Source organism: Chryseobacterium artocarpi (assembly GCF_001684975.1).
In the GTDB taxonomy this organism is placed as follows: Bacteria; Bacteroidota; Bacteroidia; order Flavobacteriales; family Weeksellaceae; genus Chryseobacterium; species Chryseobacterium artocarpi.
In genome coordinates this window covers 254488-274859 of record NZ_MAYH01000045.1, presented here as the reverse complement: position 1 = coordinate 274859, position 20372 = coordinate 254488, and the positions used below count along the sequence as shown (strand labels likewise).

Below are 20372 nucleotides of genomic sequence, written 5' to 3'. Positions count from 1 at the left end.
CCTAACACAATAGAATTAAAGCAATTAAATAATCATTCATTGTATAACAAACTTAAAGAAACTTAAAATTGCATTATTATTTAAAGCAAAAAGCACCTCATTCCTGAAGTGCTTTCTTATTAATGACTTTATTAGTTTATTTTTTTATCCACCATTGACTGTCTTTACGATCGGAACGTTTTACTCCATTATCTAATGTGTAAGCAAAACCAATTCCCAGGGTCTGTTTTAACTGTGTTTTCTCAATTTGATTATGATCATACAGTACATCTAATGTTATATTGGATGAAATATATTTATTTACCTTTAAATTTAAGATAGCGCCATACGCAAGAACCAATCTGTCCGGACGATCCAGGTAATTGGAAAAGACAGATGCTGTATTTGTCAAATGAACATCTTCCATAATTTTTAGCTTATATATCGCTGTTCCCAAGAAACCGAATTGTAGTAATGATGAATCTCCATCACTTTTTAAACCATAATTTCCGGCAAGCTGAAGGTCTTTATCTAAGACAAAAGTCCATCTGGCGTTGGTAGGACGTAAAGTTACTGTCAAATTATCATTCGGCCTGTAAGTGATACCCATCCCGACGTTCAAGTAACCCGGTGCCATGAAGTTGGAAATCTTTTTAGATTCCGGATTATTACCATCCTCATACCCAGGGGCAAACTGAGACTGAAATCCTGTTCCTAATGAAAAGTACCAACTTTTCAAAAACTTACGCCCATAATTTGTAGAAACATTAATCACATCCTGAGTTTTTCTAATCCCTTGTCCTTTGGTGTCATTCTGCCCGTAGCCAAGAATAATAATATTCTCCCAAAGATCCTTATCTTTTTCATAAGTAATATTATAGTTAATCCCGGCAAGCCAACCTACGTTATTGGCTCCACCACCTACCCAATTGGAAAAGGCAGCCTGATTAATCATTAAAGTGTTCTTTCCTAACACCGACCAGTACTTTACCGTGTCTACAACGATGGAATCCTTCTTTAACTCTTCTTGCGCACTTGCATAAATCCCAGTAAAAAAGGTGAGAATCAATAAAAACTTCTTCATTACTCTAAATAATTTTTCAATGCAAAAATATTAATATAATTTTTTTTAAAAGGCAAATTGAGCCTTAAAGAATTCAATTCTGTAAAGTTTAATCACCTAGCAATAAGGTTCTTTAGTAAAATTGATGCCAAAATAAAAAGCTTAAACGTTAAAATTGACAACTTTTGTCTTAAAATCAGATCAATAGAAACATTTTCATCGACAAATTTTCCGAAATTTATCATTGGCTTTTGATTTGACGTAAAATCTTCATGTTTAAAAATGTAATTTCCAAAAGAGCAATTATATATCCATTGCTGATGCTTTCCGCAATGTGGTTCGGGTACTTTTTACAAATGCATGGCTTTTTTGGAAGTTGCTTCGGAGCCATCATCCCTCTTGTTCCGGAAGGACTATTGGGAATCATCACTTCTCCTCTTCTCCATGGAAATATGGATCATATTATAGGAAACTCAATTCCGATTGCGGTCCTGATGTTTCTTTTATACCAATTCTACCCATTGGTAGCCAATAAAGTTTTTTTTACAGGATGGATCGCTACAGGGCTTTTGGTATGGCTTCTCCCTCCTATTGATATCATGACCGGAGAATATATGTACACCTGTACCATCGGTGCCAGTGGTGTTGTATATGTTCTTGCATTCTTTCTTTTCTTTAGTGGAGTGTTTAAATGGAATATGAAGCTGCTTACCATTTCATTACTTGTGGTGCTTTATTATGGTAGTTTAGTGTGGGGAATGCTTCCCGAAGAACTTTTCTACAATATGCAGGAACCAAGCAAAATTTCATGGCAGGCTCACCTTTCCGGTGCTTTGGTCGGAAGTATTATAGCTTTTCTCTTTAAAAATGTAGGTGAGAAAAAGAAAAAATACATTTGGGAATTTCCTAATTATTACAGCGAAAAAGATGATAAGCTTTGGCAGGAATACAAAGAAAATCACCCGGAAGACTTCCTGGAGCTGCCTTATAAAAGGAGAGATGATATTTGGGATCATTTGGATGAATTAAGGAAAAAATAAAAACTTAATTCACTACATTTGAAAAAAAACACAAATGATCACCGAAGAATATTTTTATGCAATTGCCCTACGTGAATGTAGCCAGATTGGCGATATTAATTTCAATAAACTTATCAAAACATTCGGAAGTGCTAAAGAAGCATGGGCACATGCAAAAAAGCAATATAAGAAGATAGACGGAATGGGGCTTAAAACTGTTTCCGATATCGGGAACGATGACCATCTACGCTTCGCTGAAAAAGAATTGGAGTTTTGTGAAAAGAACAATATTCAGATAAGTTTAAGACATTATGGAGAAATTCCTTCTCTTTTAAACGAATGTACAGATGCTCCGGCAATCCTTTACCAAAAAGGGAATATAGATGCCAATCTTCCGAAAATAAGCATTGTAGGAACACGAAATATGACTTCTTATGGCAAACAATTCATTGAAGAATTCTTTGAGACAAGCAAATCTTCAAAATATGCTTCTGTAAGTGGTCTTGCTTTAGGAGTAGACAAAGAAGTTCATGAGCAATCAATTCGGAATCAAAAACCAACTATAGCTGTCCTTGCTCACGGTTTTGAATTTCTATATCCAGCCAAAAACAGGAAGCTTTCCGAAAAAATACTTCAGGAGGGAGGAGCATTATTGACAGAGTTCAATTCAACACGAAAGCCGGACCGTGAAAACTTCATTCAGAGAAACAGAATTGTAGCCGGAATCTCCCCTTCTACTATTGTTGTGGAAACAGCTTTTGGAGGAGGATCTGTGAGTACTGCGGCTTTCGCCAATGACTATAACAGAGATGTATTTGCGCTTCCGGGAAAAATTTCCGACGTGTATAGCCAAGGTTGTAATCAATTGATTTTCCATAACAAAGCAACAGCTATTTCAACAATCAAAGATCTTATCAACCTATTGGGATTTAACAATCTTTCGGGAAAAATTGAAGAGTTGTTTCCCTATAGTGAGACTTCGATTCAATTAACTGAAAATCAAAACATTATTTTTCAATCCATCAAAGACAATCCACAGATTTCATTAGACGATCTTGCCCAGGAAATTAATGTTTCTTCGCATAAAATTTTGCCAATAATTTTGGAATTGGAACTTTTAGGGAAAGTAAAATCATTTTCCGGGAGGCAATTTATAGCAATTTAAGAATTAACGATTTCTTAATATTGCATTATTTCATACATAACATTTCATTTTTAATAATTTTTACTCACAAATTATTAATTTAATAATATTCCGAAACATTATTATTTAATTTTCAACAATGTTAAAATAGAGTATTGTGAATCTTGAAAAAAAAATTAAATTTGTTGACAATAATATTCAACCTTAATATATGGAACAATATAATATTGACCAGAAAATCCAAGAGTTTATTGCAAAAATTGAAGCAAAAAATCCTAACGAACCGGAGTTCTTACAGGCTGTAAAAGAAGTTGCCGTAACAGTAATTCCATTCATTGCTACGAGAAAAGAATATAACGGAATGAAGCTGCTTGAAAGAATGGCTGAAGCTGAAAGAATTATTATTTTCAGAGTTCCATGGGTTGACGATAAAGGAGAAATTCAGGTTAACAGAGGTTTCAGAATTCAAATGAACTCTGCGATTGGACCATACAAAGGAGGAATCCGTTTCCACCCTACTGTAAACTTATCAGTTCTTAAGTTCTTAGCTTTTGAACAAGTGTTTAAAAACTCTTTAACTACTCTTCCAATGGGTGGTGGTAAAGGAGGTTCAGATTTCGATCCGCAAGGTAAATCTGATATGGAAGTAATGCGTTTCTGCCAGGCTTTCATGACAGAATTATGTAAGCACATCGGTCCTGAAACAGACGTACCTGCAGGAGATATCGGTGTAGGAGCAAGAGAAATCGGATATTTATTCGGACAATACAAGAAAATCAGAAACGAGTTTACCGGAGTACTTACAGGAAAAGGTCTTGCTTACGGAGGTTCATTGATCCGTCCTGAAGCTACAGGATATGGAGTTGTATACTTCGCTGAGCAGATGCTTAAAACTATCGGACAGGATTTCCAAGGAAAAACTGTAACGGTATCAGGTTTCGGAAACGTAGCTTGGGGAGTTATCAAGAAGGCAACTGAGCTAGGAGCTAAAGTTGTAACAATCTCTGGTCCGGATGGATACATCTATGATAAAGATGGTATCAGCGGAGAAAAAATTGATTATTTATTAGAGCTTAGATCTTCTGGAAACAACAGAGCTGAAGATTATGCTAAAAAATATCCATCTGCTGAATTCCACGCTGGAAAACGTCCTTGGGATGTGAAGTGTGATGTTGCATTCCCATCTGCAACTCAAAACGAATTAGATTTAGATGATGCAAGAAAATTAGTTGAAAACGGATGTCTTTGTGTAACTGAAGCAGCTAACATGCCTTCTACACTTGATGCGATCAACTATTTCTTAGACAATAAAGTATTATTCTCTCCTGGTAAGGCTTCCAACGCTGGAGGTGTTGCAACTTCAGGATTAGAAATGACGCAAAACTCTATCCGTCTTAACTGGACTTCTGAAGAGGTTGACGCAAGATTAAAGGAAATCATGATTGGAATCCACAAAGCTTGTAGAGACTACGGAAAAGACGAGGACGGTTATGTAAACTACGTAAAAGGTGCAAATATCGCCGGCTTCGTGAAAGTAGCAGAAGCAATGCTAGCTCAAGGAGTTGTGTAACATACAAAACAAAGGTTGGGAAAAATCCCGACCTTTTTTAATATAGCCTGTTCCCGGGGTTAATGGGAAAAAAGTAAAAAGTGAAAGGAGAAAGCGCTGCTATATGCAGCGCTTTTTTTATTTTTATGTGTATGAAAAACACCTTTAAAAATACTGATGAATATATTCTCCTGTTTCCTGTAGATGTACAGGAAAAACTGGTTGAACTGAGAAAAATAATCCATACTGTCATGCCGGATTTAGAGGAGTATATAGGATATCAAATGCCTGCTTTTAAATATAAAGGAAAACCTTTAGTTTACTTTGCAGCATATCAAAAACATATCGGATTTTATCCGGGTGCAGAAGGAATTATAAATTTTGAAAAGGATTTTGAAGAAAGGAAATACAAATTTTCTAAAGGGGCTGTACAGTTTCCCATCACAGAAAAACTTCCGTTTGATTTGATTACTAAAATTGTTGAATTCAGGATTACTGAAATAGAAAAGAAAAAATCCTGAAATATATGATTTCAGGATTCAGACTAGTTGTTTACTAAAGTACTATCACTTTTTCTTTTTAGATTTCTTTTCTTCTTTGGTGGCATCAGAAGGCTTTGTAGCTTCAGGAGTCGTTCCCGGGCTTACAGATGGATCTGCAGTCGGCTCTGTAGTGGGAGCATTCGTTGCTGGTGTATTAGGCTTCTGAGTGGTTGTAGAAGTGTTCCAGTCTGTCTTCACTTCTTCTGTCTTTGGTTGTGTTTGCGTAGTATTTGGTGTCTCAGCCGGTTTCTTCTGTGTTTCCGTTTGAGCTGATACCGCGATTACACCTGCTAATGTAAATGCAGCAGTTAAAAATAACTTTTTCATAATGTAATATTTTAAATGATTGTTTAAACTAAACGCTACATTATTCACAAAATTATTTGTAACAAACTAATTTAACGGACTTTATAATTATTTAAGAGCAATTATATATATAACTGAAATCAAAAAAAAGTATATGAAAATTTTAAAACCTGAAAAAATCGCTATTTCTTAGCCTTAATAATTGTTTTTAAAGATCATTATCATCATATAACAACTGTTAAATAAATTATGGTTCCTTATTCACCTTGATTACTTCCCGATATTCTTCATCATTTTCTCTACAAACTCAAATGCAGCTGGGCAAATGACCGTATTTTTCAGCATCAAATTATTAATCTGATAAATCTTTTTACGATCAGTGTGTGGATATTCTCTGCATGCCTTTGGTCTTACTTCATATATAGAGCATGTATTGTCATTGTTCAGAAAGAAACATGGCAGGTTCTGAAGTACTTTATCATTGTCTTCATCTACTCTTAAAAATTTGGCTTCAAAATCAGCCGACTTCATGCGAAGGTGCTTTGCAATACGTTCAATATCCTTTTCAGTATATAGAGGACCTGTTGTTTTACAGCAATTAGCACATTGTAAACAGTCTATTTCATCAAAGACTTCATCATGGGTTTCCTGTACAATATAATCAAGATTTTTGGGCGGTTTCTTCTTTAATCCGTCCAAAAATTTTTTATGTTCTTTCTGCTTTTGTAAAGCCTGTTTTTTATAAAAGTCTAAATTCATTCTTTATTTCATCTCCGGGTACAAAGATAAAATATTGTTTTTATGAAATTTATCAATCCAATCTATAGATTTATCTTTTGATTTTGCTGTACATTTGAAATATGAAAAAGCTTGAATCAAGAGAAGACATTGAACACCTTGTGAATTCATTTTATGCAAAAGTCGTTAAGGATGAAACTATTAGCTTCTTTTTTAATGATATTGCAAAAGTGGATTGGGATAAGCACCTTCCAAAGATGTATTCTTTTTGGGAATCCATTTTATTTGGGCAGATGACTTATAAAGGAAATCCTATGGGGGTACATTTTCCCATTAATGAAATTCAGGCAATGGAACAAAAGCATTTTGACAGATGGCTGGAACTATGGCGAACTACCATTGAAGAGAATTTCGTAGGTGAAAACGCAGATATGGCAATCTACAAATCTGAAAATATAGCTAAGCTTATGGCTTTCAAAATGGAATTGGCTAGAAGACTTTAAGCAGATATTCCATTAATTTTCTTATCATTCCCCCTGAAAATTATCAGATTTTTTCGTCATCAAACATAGGTGCATTTTTAATTTTAAAGTGGAAAACGCCATGAATAATCAGAAGAAATAAAATAACTCACTATTTGGTTATATTTGTAAATGGTTGATTTTTAAGTATTTCTACTGATTGAATTCGTTTTTTTAATATCTACCTTTACTTCATCAAAATTACTACAGACGTCTTAAACAAATTTTGACTGCGGTATCCGAAAAGCAATCAGAGTAGGAAATTTTTAAAAACTCAGAAATCATGGAACTAGTTAAAGAAAACGTAGAAACAGCTCAGGTAGTATTATTACAAGCCTTAGGAAAAGAACAAGGACAATTCTTAAGTCATGGAAATGGAGAAGTATTTCTTCAAAATGGCATCAGAGGATTAGGCGAAGTTTTCATTCTTGAAAAATTGTCAAACAACAGAGTGGCATTAAGATGTACCAGCAAAGAAAAAGGATTATACTTAAGCCATGCTTTTGATAAATTATGGTTACAAAACGGAATTCAGGGAGAAGGTGAAGAATGGGAACTGGTAGTACACAGCCCGAATAAAGTTTCCTTCAATTGCTATGGCAAAGAAAAAGGTAAAACGCTTAGCCATGCTTTTGACAAAATGTGGTTACAGAATGGTTACCAAGGAGAAGGAGAACTATGGGATATGCAAGACTAAAAGATAAATACAGTAAATACAGGGTCTACAATTTTAAATATTGTAGACTCTTTTTATTTAAAAAAATTTGATTTACAATTTTAAGGAACAATCACTGTAAAAATATAGGCTGCCAAATTCACGAGAAGAACGGTTCCGTAAAGGATATTTGTTTTTCCCCGGCTTAAGGAAAGCATCACTATAAACACTGATAGGGAAAGCAAAATCACATCTTTTTTATCCAATCCTAAGACCAATGGAATATCGTACATGATACAAACCGTTGAAACCGCCGGAATCGTTAGCCCAATACTCGCTAATGCTGAACCTAGTGCCAGATTTAAACTGGATTGAATTTGGTTGGCTCTTGCTGCACGAATAGCCGCAACCCCTTCCGGAAGAAGCACTACCGCAGCAATGATAACTCCTACTAAAGATTTTGGCGCTCCTAAACTCTGTACCATGCTCTCAATGGTATCAGACAAGCCTTTTGCCATGAGAACGACAATGACTAAACAAACAACCAGAAAACCAAAGCTTATTAAAGTTTTAGATAATGAAGGAATATAATGCTCTTCAGGATGTTCATCCGGAACAATAAAATAACTTCTGTGTCTTACGGTCTGCACCATAAGGAAAACCCCATAAATAACAAGACAAGCAATGGATACAAAAATAAGCTGAGCTTCATTATAGAAGGGTCCGTTTACACTTGAAGTGAAGTTAGGAAGGACCAGAGTCAGTATTAAAATAGAAACAATACTTACCAAATATGTTGTAGCAGAAGTTCTTGCAAAGAACTGTTCATGATATTTAACGCCACCTACTAAGATACAGATTCCTAAAATACCATTAAGAATAAGCATGACAGCAGCAAAAACGGTATCTCTTGCCAGCGTGATCGCCTGATCTCCGCCGGCGACCATCAGTGAGATGATCAAGGCTACTTCAATAATCGTAATACAAAGAGCGAGGATAATGGTTCCGAACGGCTCCCCTACTTTATGGGCAACAACTTCAGCGTGATGCACTGCCGATAAAACACTCCCAATGAGCAAAATTCCGGCAATGATATCATAAATGACACCACCACCCATCAGTCCTGAAAAATAGTAAACTACCGCAAGGACAGGAAAAATATAAGTATAATGTAAAAGTTCTCTAAATCTCATAAAGTGACTACAAAATACAAAAAATCTATAAATTTCTCAAGATTAAAAGAAAATATTAATGATATTTTAATGACACCACAAGGTAAAGTCCTGGAAATCCGTGATCATATGAAACAAAAGCCCAATAGCAATAATTCTGACGTTTCCTTTAAAAAATAGCAGTGCACAATAGATTGCTATAGCATAATATGAATGTAGAATATGGAATCCGATGCTATTTCTTGAAGGATCAAAAATGGGGTTAGCAAAAAGATGATCCAAATCTACCAGCATCGTCGCCAATAAAATCAGGTAAGTTTTTTTCCAATTCTTACGATAAAATATCAATGCAATAAATATCGGAAAACCAAAGTGCAAAAAATAATGAGTAAATGATTTCCAAAAAAGACAATCCATCATATTCTCCCTTTTAAATAATCCTGCCTCACCCCTTCATCTAATTTTTCTATAGCATATCGCAAGCAGGTTCTAGGCATTTCTTTGTAATATGAATTCAGATAAGAGATCAGCTCTCCTTCGTTTATATTTCCCATTTCGCGTAATAACCAGCCATTGGCTTTATGCATCAGATCATGGGAATGCTTTAGATTTCTGGTTACAAATTCTTTGGTAAGCTCAAAAGAACCTTTTTTTATATAATGCATCGTTCCTACCACGGCTATTCTCTTATGCCACATTTCCTCAGCTTCTGAAAGTTCTCTCAGAAGATTTTCTTTTTTATTTTCATAAGCATATCTCCCCAGAATTTTATAACAACTTGAGTCTACAAGATCCCAATTATTAACATAAGAAAGGTGTTTAAGATAAAATTCTACTACCTCCTTTTTCACTGCGATATCTTTTGTTTTTTCAAACTTTGAAATCAACATAAAAAGGGCCGTAAGACGATGTTCATGATATTTTGAAGAAAGTAATTCGCTTAATTCTTTTAAATTGATTTTTGAGTAATATTCTTTAGCGACAGACCTTTGATCAGGAACTTTCACTCCCAAAAATAGATCTCCTTCACCATACTCTCCTTTTCCTGTTTTGAAAAATCTTGGAAAAAATTCCGCTTTTTCGGGAATGGATAATACAGCAAGAGCTTCCTGAATTTCTTTAACAATACTACTCATTTTAATAATAATCTAGTTTTAAAAACTATGCTTTATCTTCTAAAATTCCCTGTTCCTCTTCTTCTTTTACAATCTGATTGGGATTCGCCACTTTAGCAATGGTAAGCCCCTGAACAATAATTGAAAATACCACTACACAATAGGTTATACTAAGGATAATCTCACTATACTCACTTTTAGGAATAGACATCGCCAATGCAATGGAAACCCCACCACGAATTCCTCCCCAAACCAATACTTTCACGGTCTGTGGGCTAAAGCTCTTTCTCAGAGAAGTAAATTTGGTAGGACCCCATATTGAAATAAATCTTGCAAACAGAACTACGAAAATCGCCAATAACCCGGGAATCATGAAGTGTTTCAGATCCTTAATCATTAAAAGTTCAAACCCGATAAACAGGAATAGTACAGCATTCAGAATTTCATCGATCAGTTCCCAGAATTTGATCAGATAATCCTGAGTAACGGATTTCATTTTGAAGTTTCTGTTAAAATTCCCCATAAATAATCCTGCCGCAACCATTGTTAATGGTCCTGAAATATGCATTTGTCTGGCAATAAGATAACCTCCCATCACTACAGAAAGTGTTACCAGCACGGAAATAATATAATCATCCACTTCACGCATCAATCTGGATGTAACCCATCCCAGCAAAACACCCAACAGAATACCTCCACCAGCTTCATGAAGTAATAACAAACCTATACTTTCAACCCCAAGATCTACTTCTTTACCAACGGCAAGTTGTAAAACTACCGTGAAAACCACAACAGCCATACCATCATTGAAAAGAGATTCACCGGCAACTTTTGTTTCCAGAGATTTCGATACTTTCGCCTGTTTCAAGACACTTAATACCGCTACCGGATCAGTAGGAGATATTAATGCCCCAAAGACAAGACAGTAAATAAACGGAAGCTTAACACCTACATAAGGAAGCAAATAAAACATCCCGAAACCAACCACAAAAGTGGAAATTACCACTCCCACGGTGGAAAATATCAGTACCGGACGAAACTGTTCCTTTAGGTCGTTAATATTAATATGAATTCCTCCTGCAAAGAGAAGGAAATTAAGCATTGCTCCCATCAGAATTTCTGTGAAATCAATACTTTCCATAAGGCTATTAAGATGCCCGAAAGTTCTTGGTAATACAGTTTCTCCAAACAATACCAGAAAGATGGAAACCACAATGGCTATCACCATAATCCCAATAGTACTTGGAAGTTTTAAGAATCTGTAGTTAAGATATGCAAATATAGATGCTAATACGATTAATGCTGAAAATGAATAATATAATTCCACTAAGTGTTTTTTAAGATTAATTGGTTAGTTCTAAATAAAGTACTTTGATATAAATTTTGTTACCATCTTTTTCCCAGATATCATACATCCCGTCTTTGGATGGTTTTGAACCTCTTGTGTAATCCTTTCCAATATTCAAGATATTAAGAAGAATATACTCATCCCCTACAGAATTCACCAAATAAGCTGTTTTTTCAGATTTTCCGTCTCCGGAGCTTTTTATACCTTCCGCAAGGGAACGGAACTGAGTAAGATGATGCATAAAATTATTACCATCCTTCGTAGAATCATATGCTCTAAGAAGAATTAAAAGAATATCAAGATTAGTAGGGTCTTTATCATACAAAGCCTTTCCCTGCTTGATGCATTCCTCAAAACTATTCTGTTTAAAAGCCTCTGCCAGGTTTTTGAAACGATCGTCCGAAGTCGTTATCTTATCATTTCTAAAATTTCTCCCGTAGTAAAGATACTGCGATTCTATACTGTCTAAAGACTTGGGATATCCTTTGTATTTAAAGATCAGTTTTTCGTAATTGTACGGAGAATCGGTCTTTTTCAGACTTTTTTCAATAGCTTTAAAATCTACTTTCGATTTCTGACTGAACCCAAAAACCGAAAACAGGATGAATAAAAGGAAAAAATGGTATCTCATTACTTATTATTTTCTTCCTCCTCGTCATCAAAGTACTCGAAAAGGAAATCGTTGTACGGAAATCTGGAAATATGAATCTTCATAACCTCATCATAGATCATCTTTTTCATTTCCGGGAAATTTTCCTTTGTAAGTGCAGAAATAAAAACAGTAGGATACTTGGATTTCGCCATCCATGTTTTTTTCCATTCTTCAAGAGAAATATTCTTCTTTGTACTAGGTGTCAAATCATCTTCATCCTTCTTCTCATAGCTGAAATCGTCAATCTTATTAAACACCATGATCATTGGTTTCTGATGAGCATTGATATCCATTAAAATCTGATTAACAGAAGCAATATGGTCTTCAAAACTTTCATGCGAGATATCTACCACATGAATCAGAAGATCCGCTTCACGTACCTCATCCAAGGTAGATTTAAAAGATTCTACCAGCTGTGTAGGTAATTTTCTGATGAACCCTACCGTATCAGTAAGTAAGAATGGTAAATTTCCGATTACAACTTTTCGTACCGTGGTATCTAAAGTTGCAAACAATTTATTTTCAGCAAAAACTTCAGACTTTGAAAGAGAATTCATCAAAGTAGATTTTCCAACATTGGTATACCCTACCAAAGCAGCACGAACTACTTTTCCGCGATTGTTACGCTGAGTTGCCATTTGCTTGTCAATCGTCTTCAGTTTATCTTTCAGTAAGGTAATTCTGTCACGAATGATACGACGGTCAGTTTCAATTTCTGTTTCCCCGGGACCTCTCATCCCAATTCCCCCTTTCTGACGTTCCAAGTGAGTCCACATTCTGGTCAATCGAGGCAAAAGATACTGATATTGAGCTAATTCAACCTGTGTTCTTGCATAAGAAGTTTGTGCTCTTTGGGCAAAAATATCAAGAATAAGGTTGGTACGGTCCAAAATTTTAACTTCCATTTCTCTTTCCAGATTTTTAAGCTGTGAAGGAGACAGTTCGTCGTCAAAAATTACTGTTCCGATCTCGTTTTCTTTTACGTATTCTTTTATTTCAAGTGCTTTTCCGCTTCCTATAAAGGTTTTGGAATCAGGCTGTGTTAATTTTTGAGTGAAGCGTTTTTGTACAGTTGCTCCGGCAGTGAAAGCTAAAAACTCCAGTTCGTCCATATACTCTGTAAGTTTTTCTTCGTCCTGATGTTGAGTTACAATACCCACCAAGACTGCTTTCTCATAATTATGTTCTTTCTTTTCTAACATTAAGTTCTATCTATGTTTATGATTTTTACAAGATAATATTTTTCAGAAAAAAAACAAAATCAAATTTTATTTAATAACACTTTTTAATATAAATTTAAGCTGAAGAGCTTATTGTTTTGTAAAAAATCGATAACTTTATATAATAATTTTCTGATTTTTAAATATTTAAATTAAAAATTAACACCCCAGAAGATCATGATTACCCATATCAAATGTATGATTATTGATGATGATGAACGGGACAGGCTGGTTCTTCAGCATTATCTTAAACAATATGAAAATATTGAAATTGTCGCTTCTTTTGAATCGGCAGAAAAAGCAATTCCTTATCTCGAACTTCCCATTGATCTCCTTATCACAAATACAAACCTGAAAGGCATGAGTGGTCTGGAATTCAGAAAACTGGCACGAAAAATACCCGCATGTATCTTTGTAAGTTCTTATCCCGAACTAGCCGCATGTGTTTTTGAGATGGATACGCTGGATTTTATTACCAAACCATTGACTAAAGAACGGTTTCATTATTCTATGCAAAGACTTTCCGAATTTTTTAAGATAAAAGAAAAGTGTGAATGCTATGATGCCATGCTGGGACATGATTCTATCAAATTAAAAGAAAGCGGAAATATTTTTCAGGTAAGAAAAACAGATATTCTCTATCTGGAAGCGTTAAAAGATTATACCAGAATTATTACTCTTGAAAAGAAACACTGTATTCTGGATTCTCTTGGCAATCTTCTTCATAAAAGCTTTTTTAATTCTTTCGTAAGAATTCACCGGAGCTATGCCGTACCCCGCCATCTCATTCGTGGAAAAAACTGCCATGAAATAGAACTGATACACCAGATCAAACTTCCTATCGGAAGGACCTACAAGGATAATCTTTCCTTTTTTGAATCCTAAAAAATCAAGCATTAATTCCCTATAATAATTCCCCAAATGCCATTGGTCGATTATTTCTGCCGTTCGTCTATTTTTCTCTTATTCGATTCTGATAGGCAGTAATTTAGTCTTCCCAAATTTCACATTGAGAAAAGACATTTATTAGTAACTTAAAACTGTTATTCATGAAAAGAATATCTATCTATTATTGTATTCTGTTCATCTTTCCCGCCTCGATTCTGCATGCACAATCAGCAGTATTAGCAACTGGAACGGATGCCTCAGGAGGTAATGGCTCAAGCTCTTATAGTGTAGGTCAGATTACATATCTTTTCAAAGGTACTGATCCTCAGGTCATGGAGGGAGTACAGCAACCTTATGAAATCATTACACTTGCCACCCTCGAATCGTCCTCAAACCTTGAAGGTATTTTAATTTATCCTAATCCTTTCAAAGATTATCTGTACCTTGATTTTACCACAAATAATTATAAAGGTTCAGAATATCAGCTCTTCGACTCACAAGGTAAGCTGATAAAAAAAGACATGATTTTACAATCAAAATCCGAGCTTAACTTTTCTTCCCTGCCATCTGCAATGTACATCATAAGGATCAATCAGAAAGGAGAAAACATCAAGACTTTTAAAATCATTAAAAAATAATCACTATGAAAAAAATATTATCAATGTTTTGGATCCTGTCCGGTTTCTTTATGGGACTTTCACAGGCTCCGGAAAAAATGAGCTACCAAGCAGTAATCAGAAATGGTTCCGGACAACTTTTAGGTAATCAGGCAATAGCCATTAGAGTAAGTGTATTACAAGGTTCGCCAGCAGGCGCAGCCGTTTATTCAGAACGACTTACCGGAAATACCAATGCCAATGGTTTAATCAGCATGGAAATAGGTACGGGAACTATAATTACAGGAACTTTTGCATCCATTGACTGGTCTTCAGGAAGTTATTATTTAAAAACAGAAACCGATCCTGCTGGAGGAACTAATTATACGATAACAGGAACGAGCCAGTTATTAAGTGTACCTTATGCTATGTATGCGAAATCCGCAGGGGGCGGCGGTGGTAGTTTCACCATTCCTTACACCAATACAACAAATAATGCTTCTACCCTATTTTCATTAATAAATGATGGAGATGGAACCTCACTGGAAGGAGTCAATAATACAGCTACATCAAGTATTACCGCCGTAAGAGGTATTGTAAGCAATGCATCTCCTGGCGGATTCTCTAGCGGTGTTCGGGGAATTAATAACGGAACCGGAGGACTTGGAATTGGAGTATGGGGAAGTCAGGCTGGAAGCGGCTGGGGTGTTTATGGTACCACTCCAAACGGATTAGGGGTCTATGGCAACGCTACAACAAACGGAACCGGAGTTTATGCTAACAGTAATACAGGTACGGGGCTTACAGCAACCAGTAATAATGGTATTCCTGCGAGTATTTCTATTTTCAACAATGCCAATAATAATAATGCCCTCAATGTTTCCAGTGTAGGAAACGGAACCATTGTAAATGTAACCACTACAGGGAATGGTGATGGTGTAGCCAGTTCTACAGGAGCAGGTATTGCTCTTAGAGGATCCACCAGTGCGCAGACTTCTGCCGGTGTATTGGGTAGTAACAACGGAAATGGAGAAGCTGTAGTAGGGCTTACTACCAGTGATATCGCCGGAGCCGTCGTGGGAAGAAATGATGGCGGAGGTTATGGAGTACGAGGTTTCATTGCAACCAATACAGCAGGAACCGGAATTGGTGTATATGGGCAAGTTGGTCTCAACAACAGTACCGGACGGGCTGGTAGGTTTGAAAATACAAATCAATCTAATACCGATGCCAATACTTTTGAAGTAAAATCAAATGGAAATGGTAATATTCCGGATAACACAAAAGGAAATGCCTCTTCTTTCCTGCTTGATAATACCAATAGCGTGGGTGCAGCAGTAAGAGCGGAAGTAAATACTATTTTCGGAAACTTTGGTGCAGCAGCAGTATTTGGAGTATCTTCAGGAACAGGAGGACGTGCCGGATTATTCTACGCATCAAACCCTGCAGGAAATGGAGCTTCTTTAATTGCTCTTACAGATGGAAACGGAAATGCTATTACTGCCAATGCCGGAAAAGATGGAAATGGTGTAGAAACCAATATTGACGGAGCGGGAAATGCTCTTTATGCCTGGGTTCCATCTTTTGCAACCGGAAGAGCCGGTAGATTTGAAATTTTCAATGAAAATAATACAAATGATGTCATAACAGTAAAAACCGTTGGAAATGGTACTGCCGGAAGTTTTGAAGTAGACAGAGTTACCGGAACATCTCCTGCTGTAAAAGGAGAAGTCAATTCACAGTTTGCTAATTTCGGAACAGCCGGTATTTATGGAATATCTTCAGGAACAGGAGGATTTGCCGGCTTATTTCATGCAAGTAATACTGCCGGAAACGGACCCGCTTTAGTAGCTATTGCGGATGGAAATGGAAACGGAATCACTGCCAATGCATCCAATACAGGGGACGGAGTTGAAACAACAATAGATGGATCAGGAAACGCTCTTTTTGCCTGGGTTCCAAATTTTGCAACCGGGCGAGCAGCAAGACTTGTTAATTTTAATACCTCCAATACCAACCCTGTCCTTACAGCAGAAACACATAGTGCTGGTTCTATTGCCGTATTCAAATCCGGAAATCCAGGAACTGTAAACGTAGCACGTATAGATAATACAGGAAAAGGCTTTTTTAACGGAGGAACACAAAATAGTGGTGCCGATGTTGCAGAAGCATTTGACGTAAATGGAAACATTTCCGAGTATGAACCGGGTGATATTCTGACTATCTCAACAACAGCAGACAGAACGGTAGAAAAATCCTCAAAACCTTATTCTAATCTTGTAGCCGGAGTATATGCTACAAAACCAGGTGTACTTCTTACCGAAGAACACATTGATACAGACCTTTCCAATAAAGTTCCGATGGGTGTGATAGGTGTTATACCAACAAAAGTTTGTCTGGAGAATGGTAAAATTAAAAGAGGAGATCTTTTAGTTACCTCATCAAAGGCTGGAGTTGCCATGAAAGCTGATCTTAAAAAAGTAAAAATAGGACAGGTCATCGGAAAAGCTCTTCAGGATTATGATCAAAAAGAGATTGGAAAAATTCAAGTATTAGTCAACATAAAATAAACCGTCATGAAAATAGCATATATCATCCCGTTATTATTTCTAAGCATAATCACCTACGCTCAGGAAAGTACAAAATCTGCACCTGTAGAAGATCAGGCATCAGCATTAAAACAGGTAAAAGAGCATGAAGCAAAGATATTGAAGGAGACTAAAGAAAATGCGGAGAAAAAAACGACACCAACAGGATTTGTTTCCGATCATGGACTTGAAGTTAAAAATAAAGAGTCTAAACCTAAGTCTACAGACAAATCTTCAGGCACAATGCTTCCCAATACAGCAAGTCTTGAAGACCTCAAAAAAACGATTCCCAACAGACAGGCATCTCATACTATAAATTCTAGGAACACAAGCAAAACAACCATTGGACTGCCAAACACGGCAACTTTAGAGGAAATAAAAAAAACAATCCCTAAAAACTAATGACCCTCAAAAACTAATAACTCTCAAAAGCTGATAACCAAACTAGATTTTTCAAACAAAAAGAAGTCCGCTACCAAGCGGACTTTTTATATTTTTAAGCTGAGAGAAATTAATCCCAGTCTGCAGCAACAAATTTCATTGAGTTTCCTGCATCATCAGACAAAGTAAGGAAATGTCCTTCTACGGTATATTTTGTCATCGTATTAAAATTTTTCTGAAAAGCATTTTCCAGATTCATATCCTTACATGCTTTCATAGTACCTACTCCATTTGAAATTTTCACATTTCCGTTTTCTTTAAACTCAGTAGTATAAGACATTTGATTACAACCCATATATACACTTCCCTGGATTTTACCATCTTCCATCGGGGATGTCAAATTAAGCTCTGCTTTATGAGCAACAAGCTGGTCTTTAGAAAATCCATCTAATGAAATCAACATCCATTGTCTCTGAATTTTATGATCTTTCACTTGAGGGACAGCTGAACAGTTTAGAACAACTCCTAAAAATAAAACAGCCAAAAGAGGTAATAGTATTCTTTTCATGTGTTTTATCATCCCATTTTCATACCAATCCGCCACAGAATCTCGTAAAAATTAGTAAATTAGCGTCACAAAAATTATTTTATAAAATGAAAAGACTATTTCTACTATTCACTTTCTTATTGAGCTTTGCTCAGATGAGGGCGGATGAGGGGATGTGGCTGCTAATGCTCATCAAAAGACTTAACGGTGTTGATATGCAAAAGGAGGGTCTACATCTTACGCCTGAGGAGATTTACTCAGTGAACAATTCAAGTATGAAGGATGCTATCGTAAGTTTCGGTGGTTTCTGTACAGGTGAAATTGTTTCTGACAAAGGACTTTTATTCACAAACCACCACTGCGGTTATGGAGCTGTAGCGGCTGCTTCTACTCCTGAAAAAGACTATTTAAAGAATGGCTTCTGGGCAATGAAGCAAAAAGACGAATTCAACGCAAAAGATCTTTACGTAAGATTTTTAGTAAGAATGGATGATGCTACTCAGAGAATCACGTCTAAGCTAAACAACAATATGACCGGAGCAGAGAGAAAAGCTGTTATTGATGCTGAAACTAAAGCAATCCAAACAGAAAACTCTGAAAACGGAAAATATACTGTAGTAGTAAAAGATTTCTTCAACGGAAATGAATTTTACTATTTTGTATACCAAGATTACAAAGACGTAAGATTAGTAGGTGCTCCACCTTCATCATTAGGAAAATTCGGTGGTGATACTGACAACTGGGAGTGGCCAAGACATACTGCAGACTTCACTGTCTTCAGAGTATATGCTGATGCTGCTGGTAACCCGGCTGAATATTCTCCAAGCAATGTTCCAATGAAACCTAAGCATTTCTTACCGGTTTCACTTAAAGGAATTAAACCTGGTGATTTCTCAATGATCATGGGATACCCTGGTAGAACAAACCGTTACCTGACTTCTTACGGAATTCAGCAAATGGTAAACAAAGACTATCCAGCTTGGGTAGAGGCTTCTAAAACAGCGATGGATGTAATGAAGAAGTACATGGATAAAGATAAAGCTACTCAGCTTAACTATGCTTCTCAGTACGCTTCTGTAGCAAACTACTGGAAAAACAGACAAGGTACTATTGATGCTGTATTGAAGAATGGTACAATCTCTGACAAACAAAAAATTGAAGATATTTATAAGAAATGGTCTGCAATGCCAGGCAATGATGCTTATGATGGTATCTTACAAGATATTGATGCTTATTACAGACAAGTTTCTGAAAGAAATGTTGAAAGAAATTATTCTGCTCAATTCTCTAGAAACGCGAAGTATATTTCTCTTGCTTTACAAGTAGGTTCTGTTTTAAAAGCTTATGCTGCTCAGGATATGCAGGGAAGACTAGCTATGAAAGCTAAAACTGAGGCTGCTATCAAAGCTGCTTATGAAAATTTCAGCCCTTCTCTAGAAGGTGAGATGCTTGCTGCAATGACTAGCCTTTATCAAGCAAGAGTAAAAAATCCTGAAGTGGCATCTGCTACAATTTTAGGATTAGATGCTAAAACAGTTTCTAACCTTGCTTATTCTTCTATTTTTGCGAACAAAACTTCTGCAACAAACTTCTTATTAAACCCTGATGCTTTAAAATTGGATACTGATCCACTTTGGAAAGCTGCAAACGGTATTGTTGCTGATCAGAAAATGAGTAATGAGAGATTTGTTAAAATAGATGATAACTTTGCTAAAAACAGCCGCCTATTCTTAGCTGGTTTAGTAAAAGCAATGCCTGAAAAGAAATTCTACCCGGATGCTAACTCTACGATGAGATTAACTTATGGTACAGTAGATAAACTTCCTATCAGAGAAGACAGAAATTACTTCGGTGTTACAGATAACTACTATACAGACATGGCTGGTCTTGTTGGAAAATACAAGAAAGGTGATGAAGAATTTGATCTTCCTCAAAGAGTGATTGACCTTTACAACCTTAAAGATTTCGGACAATATGCTGATGCAAAAGGATACATGCCTGTAAACTTCCTTTCAAACAATGATATTACAGGAGGTAACTCAGGTTCTCCGGTAATTGACGGTGATGGAAACCTTATCGGTATCGCATTCGATGGAAACAGCGAAGCATTAAGCGGAGATATCGTATTCGAGCCTGAATGGCAGAAAACAATCAACGTTGACGTTCGTTTTGTACTTTGGACAATTGATAAGTTTGCTGGTGCAAGAAGATTAGTGGATGAATTAAAGCTTGTAAGAGATGAAAATACTCCGGCTGATACAAAAACTAAAAACTCAGGAACTACAGCAACACCTAAGAAAACAAAGAAAAAATAATCTTTTTTGATATATTTTGAAACCGTGAAATTTA

General features: G+C 36.1%; 21 protein-coding genes. 11 read left to right on the top strand and 10 right to left on the bottom strand.

Annotation, left to right across the window (positions count from 1 at the left end; genetic code table 11):
* Positions 1 to 136 precede the first annotated feature (136 nt).
* Positions 137 to 1063: a DUF3078 domain-containing protein gene (locus tag BBI01_RS16095; RefSeq protein WP_065395666.1), complete on the bottom strand. Its 927-nt coding sequence runs from the start codon at positions 1061 to 1063 to the stop codon at positions 137 to 139.
* A gap of 251 nt (positions 1064 to 1314) precedes the next feature.
* On the opposite strand from BBI01_RS16095, the gene BBI01_RS16090 reads away from it, so the two are divergent.
* From BBI01_RS16090 to BBI01_RS16075, 4 genes are all read left to right on the top strand, one after another.
* Positions 1315 to 2082: a rhomboid family intramembrane serine protease gene (locus tag BBI01_RS16090; RefSeq protein WP_065395665.1), complete on the top strand. Its 768-nt coding sequence runs from the start codon at positions 1315 to 1317 to the stop codon at positions 2080 to 2082.
* 34 nt (positions 2083 to 2116) lie between these two features.
* Positions 2117 to 3226 carry a DNA-processing protein DprA gene (dprA, locus tag BBI01_RS16085; RefSeq protein WP_065395664.1) on the top strand — a complete coding sequence of 370 codons (1110 nt, stop codon included), beginning with the start codon at positions 2117 to 2119 and terminating at the stop codon, positions 3224 to 3226.
* 190 nt (positions 3227 to 3416) lie between these two features.
* Positions 3417 to 4775: an NADP-specific glutamate dehydrogenase gene (gdhA, locus tag BBI01_RS16080; protein WP_065395663.1), complete on the top strand. Its 1359-nt coding sequence runs from the start codon at positions 3417 to 3419 to the stop codon at positions 4773 to 4775.
* 131 nt (positions 4776 to 4906) lie between these two features.
* Complete coding sequence (locus tag BBI01_RS16075; protein ID WP_083190128.1) at positions 4907 to 5275, top strand: iron chaperone; 369 nt, start codon at positions 4907 to 4909, stop codon at positions 5273 to 5275.
* Between the two features lie 45 nt (positions 5276 to 5320).
* On the opposite strand, the gene BBI01_RS16070 is transcribed toward BBI01_RS16075, so the two are convergent.
* Both BBI01_RS16070 and BBI01_RS16065 read right to left on the bottom strand, forming a co-directional pair.
* Positions 5321 to 5623, bottom strand: coding sequence for a RodZ family helix-turn-helix domain-containing protein (locus BBI01_RS16070; RefSeq protein ID WP_065395661.1), 303 nt, complete (start codon positions 5621 to 5623; stop codon positions 5321 to 5323).
* Positions 5624 to 5872: 249 nt separating this feature from the next.
* Positions 5873 to 6361 carry a YkgJ family cysteine cluster protein gene (locus BBI01_RS16065; protein ID WP_065395660.1) on the bottom strand — a complete coding sequence of 163 codons (489 nt, stop codon included), beginning with the start codon at positions 6359 to 6361 and terminating at the stop codon, positions 5873 to 5875.
* A gap of 101 nt (positions 6362 to 6462) precedes the next feature.
* Here BBI01_RS16065 and BBI01_RS16060 point away from each other — a divergent pair, with 101 nt between their 5' ends.
* Positions 6463 to 6843: a group III truncated hemoglobin gene (locus BBI01_RS16060; protein WP_065395659.1), complete on the top strand. Its 381-nt coding sequence runs from the start codon at positions 6463 to 6465 to the stop codon at positions 6841 to 6843.
* 301 nt (positions 6844 to 7144) lie between these two features.
* Positions 7145 to 7558 carry a fascin domain-containing protein gene (locus BBI01_RS16055; protein ID WP_065395658.1) on the top strand — a complete coding sequence of 138 codons (414 nt, stop codon included), beginning with the start codon at positions 7145 to 7147 and terminating at the stop codon, positions 7556 to 7558.
* Positions 7559 to 7638: 80 nt separating this feature from the next.
* Here the strand turns inward: BBI01_RS16055 and BBI01_RS16050 are convergent, their stop codons facing one another.
* The 6 genes from BBI01_RS16050 to hflX form a co-directional block, all read right to left on the bottom strand.
* Positions 7639 to 8709 carry a calcium:cation antiporter gene (locus tag BBI01_RS16050; RefSeq protein ID WP_065395657.1) on the bottom strand — a complete coding sequence of 357 codons (1071 nt, stop codon included), beginning with the start codon at positions 8707 to 8709 and terminating at the stop codon, positions 7639 to 7641.
* Positions 8710 to 8775: 66 nt separating this feature from the next.
* A complete protein-coding gene (locus BBI01_RS23100; RefSeq protein WP_228394033.1) occupies positions 8776 to 9105 on the bottom strand; it encodes a DUF6122 family protein in 330 nt (109 codons plus the stop codon).
* Positions 9105 to 9824 carry a DNA alkylation repair protein gene (locus tag BBI01_RS16040; RefSeq protein WP_065395655.1) on the bottom strand — a complete coding sequence of 240 codons (720 nt, stop codon included), beginning with the start codon at positions 9822 to 9824 and terminating at the stop codon, positions 9105 to 9107. Before BBI01_RS16040 ends, BBI01_RS23100 begins: the two co-directional genes overlap by 1 nt.
* Positions 9825 to 9849: 25 nt before the next feature.
* Positions 9850 to 11130, bottom strand: coding sequence for a cation:proton antiporter (locus BBI01_RS16035; RefSeq protein ID WP_065395654.1), 1281 nt, complete (start codon positions 11128 to 11130; stop codon positions 9850 to 9852).
* A 16-nt stretch (positions 11131 to 11146) separates the two neighbouring features.
* Positions 11147 to 11782 carry a DUF4919 domain-containing protein gene (locus BBI01_RS16030; protein ID WP_065395653.1) on the bottom strand — a complete coding sequence of 212 codons (636 nt, stop codon included), beginning with the start codon at positions 11780 to 11782 and terminating at the stop codon, positions 11147 to 11149.
* The gene (gene hflX / locus BBI01_RS16025) at positions 11782 to 13005 is read right to left on the bottom strand and encodes a GTPase HflX (protein ID WP_065395652.1); all 1224 of its coding nucleotides are present in this window, start codon (positions 13003 to 13005) and stop codon (positions 11782 to 11784) included. Before hflX ends, BBI01_RS16030 begins: the two co-directional genes overlap by 1 nt.
* 195 nt (positions 13006 to 13200) lie before the next feature.
* Between hflX and BBI01_RS16020 the strand changes: the two genes are divergently transcribed.
* From BBI01_RS16020 to BBI01_RS16005, 4 genes are all read left to right on the top strand, one after another.
* On the top strand, positions 13201 to 13908 hold the full coding sequence (locus BBI01_RS16020) for a LytR/AlgR family response regulator transcription factor (protein WP_065395651.1): 708 nt from the start codon (positions 13201 to 13203) through the stop codon (positions 13906 to 13908).
* A gap of 164 nt (positions 13909 to 14072) precedes the next feature.
* Positions 14073 to 14549: a T9SS type A sorting domain-containing protein gene (locus BBI01_RS16015; protein WP_065395650.1), complete on the top strand. Its 477-nt coding sequence runs from the start codon at positions 14073 to 14075 to the stop codon at positions 14547 to 14549.
* Positions 14550 to 14554: 5 nt separating this feature from the next.
* Positions 14555 to 17077 carry a beta strand repeat-containing protein gene (locus tag BBI01_RS16010; RefSeq protein WP_065395649.1) on the top strand — a complete coding sequence of 841 codons (2523 nt, stop codon included), beginning with the start codon at positions 14555 to 14557 and terminating at the stop codon, positions 17075 to 17077.
* Positions 17078 to 17083: 6 nt separating this feature from the next.
* Positions 17084 to 17497: a hypothetical protein gene (locus tag BBI01_RS16005; protein WP_065395648.1), complete on the top strand. Its 414-nt coding sequence runs from the start codon at positions 17084 to 17086 to the stop codon at positions 17495 to 17497.
* A gap of 109 nt (positions 17498 to 17606) precedes the next feature.
* Here the strand turns inward: BBI01_RS16005 and BBI01_RS16000 are convergent, their stop codons facing one another.
* A complete protein-coding gene (locus BBI01_RS16000; protein WP_065395988.1) occupies positions 17607 to 18044 on the bottom strand; it encodes an META domain-containing protein in 438 nt (145 codons plus the stop codon).
* An 86-nt stretch (positions 18045 to 18130) separates the two neighbouring features.
* Here BBI01_RS16000 and BBI01_RS15995 point away from each other — a divergent pair, with 86 nt between their 5' ends.
* Entirely contained in the window at positions 18131 to 20338 is a 2208-nt protein-coding gene (locus BBI01_RS15995; RefSeq protein ID WP_065395647.1) for a S46 family peptidase, read from the top strand.
* Positions 20339 to 20372: the final 34 nt, after the last annotated feature.

Coding starts and splice junctions, on each gene's coding strand:
- BBI01_RS15995 (WP_065395647.1), top strand. CDS start 18,131: ATGAAAAGACTATTTCTACTATTCACTTTCTTATTGAGCTTTGCTCAG.
- dprA (WP_065395664.1), top strand. CDS start 2,117: ATGATCACCGAAGAATATTTTTATGCAATTGCCCTACGTGAATGTAGC.
- gdhA (WP_065395663.1), top strand. CDS start 3,417: ATGGAACAATATAATATTGACCAGAAAATCCAAGAGTTTATTGCAAAA.
- BBI01_RS16070 (WP_065395661.1), bottom strand. CDS start 5,623: ATGAAAAAGTTATTTTTAACTGCTGCATTTACATTAGCAGGTGTAATC.
- BBI01_RS16040 (WP_065395655.1), bottom strand. CDS start 9,824: ATGAGTAGTATTGTTAAAGAAATTCAGGAAGCTCTTGCTGTATTATCC.
- BBI01_RS16015 (WP_065395650.1), top strand. CDS start 14,073: ATGAAAAGAATATCTATCTATTATTGTATTCTGTTCATCTTTCCCGCC.
- BBI01_RS16020 (WP_065395651.1), top strand. CDS start 13,201: ATGATTACCCATATCAAATGTATGATTATTGATGATGATGAACGGGAC.
- BBI01_RS23100 (WP_228394033.1), bottom strand. CDS start 9,105: ATGGATTGTCTTTTTTGGAAATCATTTACTCATTATTTTTTGCACTTT.
- hflX (WP_065395652.1), bottom strand. CDS start 13,005: ATGTTAGAAAAGAAAGAACATAATTATGAGAAAGCAGTCTTGGTGGGT.
- BBI01_RS16050 (WP_065395657.1), bottom strand. CDS start 8,709: ATGAGATTTAGAGAACTTTTACATTATACTTATATTTTTCCTGTCCTT.
- BBI01_RS16010 (WP_065395649.1), top strand. CDS start 14,555: ATGAAAAAAATATTATCAATGTTTTGGATCCTGTCCGGTTTCTTTATG.
- BBI01_RS16090 (WP_065395665.1), top strand. CDS start 1,315: ATGTTTAAAAATGTAATTTCCAAAAGAGCAATTATATATCCATTGCTG.
- BBI01_RS16005 (WP_065395648.1), top strand. CDS start 17,084: ATGAAAATAGCATATATCATCCCGTTATTATTTCTAAGCATAATCACC.
- BBI01_RS16060 (WP_065395659.1), top strand. CDS start 6,463: ATGAAAAAGCTTGAATCAAGAGAAGACATTGAACACCTTGTGAATTCA.
- BBI01_RS16055 (WP_065395658.1), top strand. CDS start 7,145: ATGGAACTAGTTAAAGAAAACGTAGAAACAGCTCAGGTAGTATTATTA.
- BBI01_RS16065 (WP_065395660.1), bottom strand. CDS start 6,361: ATGAATTTAGACTTTTATAAAAAACAGGCTTTACAAAAGCAGAAAGAA.
- BBI01_RS16030 (WP_065395653.1), bottom strand. CDS start 11,782: ATGAGATACCATTTTTTCCTTTTATTCATCCTGTTTTCGGTTTTTGGG.
- BBI01_RS16075 (WP_083190128.1), top strand. CDS start 4,907: ATGAAAAACACCTTTAAAAATACTGATGAATATATTCTCCTGTTTCCT.
- BBI01_RS16095 (WP_065395666.1), bottom strand. CDS start 1,063: ATGAAGAAGTTTTTATTGATTCTCACCTTTTTTACTGGGATTTATGCA.
- BBI01_RS16000 (WP_065395988.1), bottom strand. CDS start 18,044: ATGAAAAGAATACTATTACCTCTTTTGGCTGTTTTATTTTTAGGAGTT.